Source organism: Rhodococcus sp. EPR-157, assembly GCF_001647195.1.
In the GTDB taxonomy this organism is placed as follows: Bacteria; Actinomycetota; Actinomycetes; order Mycobacteriales; family Mycobacteriaceae; genus Rhodococcoides.
The window spans coordinates 1-3,412 of record NZ_LVCV01000041.1; the positions used below are offsets into that span (position 1 = coordinate 1).

Sequence of the window (3,412 nt, forward strand, 5' to 3'; positions counted from 1 at the left end):
GGTCACTTCCTTGTTTTCGAGATAGTCGTCGATTTCGGTGTAGGTCACTCCCAGGGCCTCCTCGTCGGGCAGCGCTGGGCGGTGGTCTTCCAGATCGGCCGTCGGAACTTTTCTCCACGTGCTCTCGGGTGCACCCAATTCGCGCAGCAACGCGGCACCCTGTCGCTTGGTGAGACCGGTGAGCGGGGTGATGTCGACACCGCCGTCGCCGAACTTGGTGAAAAACCCGGTGATTGCTTCGGCAGCATGATCGGTTCCGACGACCACGTATCCGAGCTCGCCCGCCAACGCGTATTGCGCGACCATGCGTTGCCGAGCTTTGATGTTGCCGCGCACGAAGTCTCGAAGCTCCGGGGAGCCCAGCGCCTCGGCAGTTGCCGCCGCGGACGCGTCGGCGGCGGCCTTGATGTTGACGGTCACCGTCCGATCGGGCGCGATGAACTCGAGCGACACTGTCGCATCCGCCTCGTCTGCCTGAACGCCGTAGGGGAGTCTGACGGCCAGGAACTGCGCTTCGGTGCCGTCGGCCCGCAGTTCGGCGGCGGCGCGTTGGCACAGCGCGCCGGTCAGTGTGCTGTCCTGCCCTCCACTGATACCGAGAACGAACCCCGTGGCGGGGGTGGAACGAAGATAGGCCTTCAGGAAATCGACGCGGCGGGTAATTTCCGTGGCAGGGTCGATGGACGACTGTACGGCCAGTTCGCGCTGGATGCGCGTCCGTAGTTCCGAACGTAGGAGTGACATTCCGCCATCCTATGTGTCGCGCGTACTGTGAGTTCTGATGTCTGCAGACACCTTCACCAAGGCCGATCCGAGTGCACACCCGGACTTCTTCACCGCCGAAGCTGCTGGCTTGGCGTGGCTCCGGGACGGCGGGGGAACCGTCGTCGACGTTCGGGGATTCGGTCCCACCCACATCGATCTCGCCCGGCTCGTACCATCGTCGCCGACGCGGGACGCTGCGCGCCGTTTCGGTGCTGAACTCGCTGCGATGCACGACGCCGGTGCACGTCAGTTCGGTTGTCCTCCGGATGGTTTCGCCGGACAGATGTTCATCGGATCCAGACCGATGTCCAGTATCGAGCACGCTTCGTGGGGGTCGTTCTACGCCGCCGAACGTGTGTTGCCATACCTACGGGTGGCCGTCGTGAACGGCAATATCTCAGAATCCGGTGCAGTGGAAGTCGAACGCGTCTGTGCCGCGATCGCCGACGGGGTGTTCGACGACGAGGAACCGCCGAGCCGGATTCACGGTGATCTGTGGACTGGAAACGTGGTGTGGACCGCGTCGGGAGCCGTGATGATCGACCCCGCCGCGCACGGTGGACATCGCGAAACCGATCTTGCGATGCTGGCTCTGTTCGGTTGCCCCATGCTCTCGGACATCCTCGTCGGCTATCGGGCCGTGCACGATCTGGCCGACGGTTGGGAGCAGCGCATCCCGCTTCATCAGCTGCATCCCCTCGCCGTGCACGCAGCGGGGCACGGCCCGTCCTACGGCGTCGAGCTTGTTCGCGCTGCTCGTGCTGTGTCCGGTCTGTCGACTACCGAGTAGCCCGTCTTACCGAGTAGCCCTGCGTACCAAGTCTTCCCACCCGTCGGCGAGACGTTCCATCGTCATGCCGAGATCGCGGAACTGGTGCAGTACCAAGGTGGCTTCCAGAGGCGTCAGCAGGCCGTAGGCGAGTAGTTCGAGGTCGCCTTCGACCCCGGCGGTCCTGAGGAGGGTGAGGACGTGTGTGTAGTTGACCATGTGTGCCGGAGCGGAGTACCGGAGTTCCGGTGAGTTCTCGGCAGCACGCATGACCTCGCCCTGTACTTCGACGAGGTCGAGGCGGGCGCGGCCGAAGGCGACGAGCCTGTCGATCGGGTCCGCACCTGGACCGAGAGGCGGCGGGCCGAAGAGAAAAGCCTGTTGTAGTTCCTTTTCCGTGTGATCGACAAGGGCCTGCATCAGTCCGGAGCGGCTGCCGAACCGTCGGAAGACGGTGCCTTTGCCAACACCGGCCTTGGCTGCCAGGCCGTCCATCGTCACAGCGTCCGCGCCTATGGTGGCCACCAGTTCCGACGCCGCATCCAGCAGGAGGCGACGGTTGCGTGCGGCGTCGCAGCGCTCTGTCTCCTCGCCTGCGATAGGGAGCATGAAGTCGGTCACAACGGACAGCCTACCTGCTCGGGAATGTAAGTGGACCGCAGTCCGTTTAGATGGTAGGAATTGATCGAACACCGCCTCTCACTCGAACTCGAAGGATTATCGTCATGACGCACGCACAGGTACTGGTTCTTGTAGGAAGTCTCCGCGCCGACTCGGTCAACAAGCAGATCGCCGAGACCGCAGTGTCCCTCGCTCCGGAAGGCTCGACGGCCGAGCTCTACAGCGGTCTTGCCGAGGTCCCGTTCTACAACGAGGACATCGACCTGCCGGGTAAAGTCCCCGCTGCTGCGCTCGAACTGCGTGCCGCAGCCGAGAAGGCGTCTGCATTTCTCCTTGTCACTCCGGAGTACAACGGAACCATCCCGGCGGTTCTGAAGAACGCCATCGACTGGCTTTCGCGCCCCTATGGTGCAGGCGCAGTGAGTAACAAGCCTGTCGCAGTGATCAGTGCATCGCCGAGCGGCAACGGGGCGAAGTGGGCCCACGACGACGCGCGCAAGGCCGTGGGCATTGCGGGCGGCACTGTCCTCGAGGACGTCACGCTCACCATCGGCAGCACCATGGACAAGTTCGGTTCGGCGCACCCGCGCGAAAACGCCGAGGTGCGTGCGGCAATCGCTTCGGTCGTAGCGGAGCTTGTCAAGGCATCCGACGAACTCGTCAGCGTCTGACCTTCGCGGCGCCCGGGTCGTCATAGAAACGAGAATCGTTTTCATGTAACCTCGAGGCATGAAAGTTCGTAGCTCGCTCAAGTCGTTGAAGAACAAGCCGGGCGCGCAGGTCGTGCGTCGTCACGGCAAGGTGTTCGTGATCAACAAGAAGGAACCGCGTTTCAAAGCGCGCCAACGCTGACGTCAGGAGTGGAGTGGACCCCCGGAATCGATGTGATCCCGGGGGTTCGTTTCTGTTTCGGTGCCGTTGCGGAGCGCCTGGTTGCGCGTCACCGAACACGCAGCGTCCAGCTGTGACACACGACATAGAGCTCTCTTGGGGTGCGACACGCCGACGCGAGGCGAAACATCCTCGGTCGACGGCACTGTGACCAGCGAATACCAAGGATGTTGTTCGCAACATCTCGTGTTGTAGGCATATGTCGGACACAAGGTGTAGTGTCTGAGCAGTCGAGAGGCCACAACGCGACAAGCTCAGAAAACGGGCTCGAACACGCGAAATCGCCTCGACACTGCCCCCGATCCGGGTTCGTTCTCGGCTCTGGTGCACCAGTTGATATCACGCAGCGCACATCGGGATCTCGGT

5 protein-coding genes are annotated in these 3,412 nt (G+C 62.9%); 3 read left to right on the forward strand and 2 right to left on the reverse strand.

Translation table 11 applies throughout. The features are described from left to right. The coding region (nadE, locus tag A2J03_RS01790) for an ammonia-dependent NAD(+) synthetase (RefSeq protein ID WP_068368926.1) at positions 1–744 on the reverse strand (744 nt) is incomplete at its 3' end. Positions 745–781: 37 nt separating this feature from the next. On the opposite strand from nadE, the gene A2J03_RS01795 reads away from it, so the two are divergent. Continuing rightward, positions 782–1,555: a fructosamine kinase family protein gene (locus A2J03_RS01795; RefSeq protein WP_068368914.1), complete on the forward strand. Its 774-nt coding sequence runs from the start codon at positions 782–784 to the stop codon at positions 1,553–1,555. A 6-nt stretch (positions 1,556–1,561) separates the two neighbouring features. Here the strand turns inward: A2J03_RS01795 and A2J03_RS01800 are convergent, their stop codons facing one another. Continuing rightward, positions 1,562–2,155 (reverse strand): TetR/AcrR family transcriptional regulator, encoded by a 594-nt coding sequence (locus A2J03_RS01800; protein WP_068368917.1) that lies wholly within the window; start codon positions 2,153–2,155, stop codon positions 1,562–1,564. 104 nt (positions 2,156–2,259) lie between these two features. On the opposite strand from A2J03_RS01800, the gene A2J03_RS01805 reads away from it, so the two are divergent. Then, complete coding sequence (locus A2J03_RS01805) at positions 2,260–2,826, forward strand: NAD(P)H-dependent oxidoreductase (protein WP_068368921.1); 567 nt, start codon at positions 2,260–2,262, stop codon at positions 2,824–2,826. A 58-nt stretch (positions 2,827–2,884) separates the two neighbouring features. After that, complete coding sequence (gene ykgO / locus A2J03_RS01810) at positions 2,885–3,007, forward strand: type B 50S ribosomal protein L36 (protein ID WP_068368923.1); 123 nt, start codon at positions 2,885–2,887, stop codon at positions 3,005–3,007. Positions 3,008–3,412: the final 405 nt, after the last annotated feature.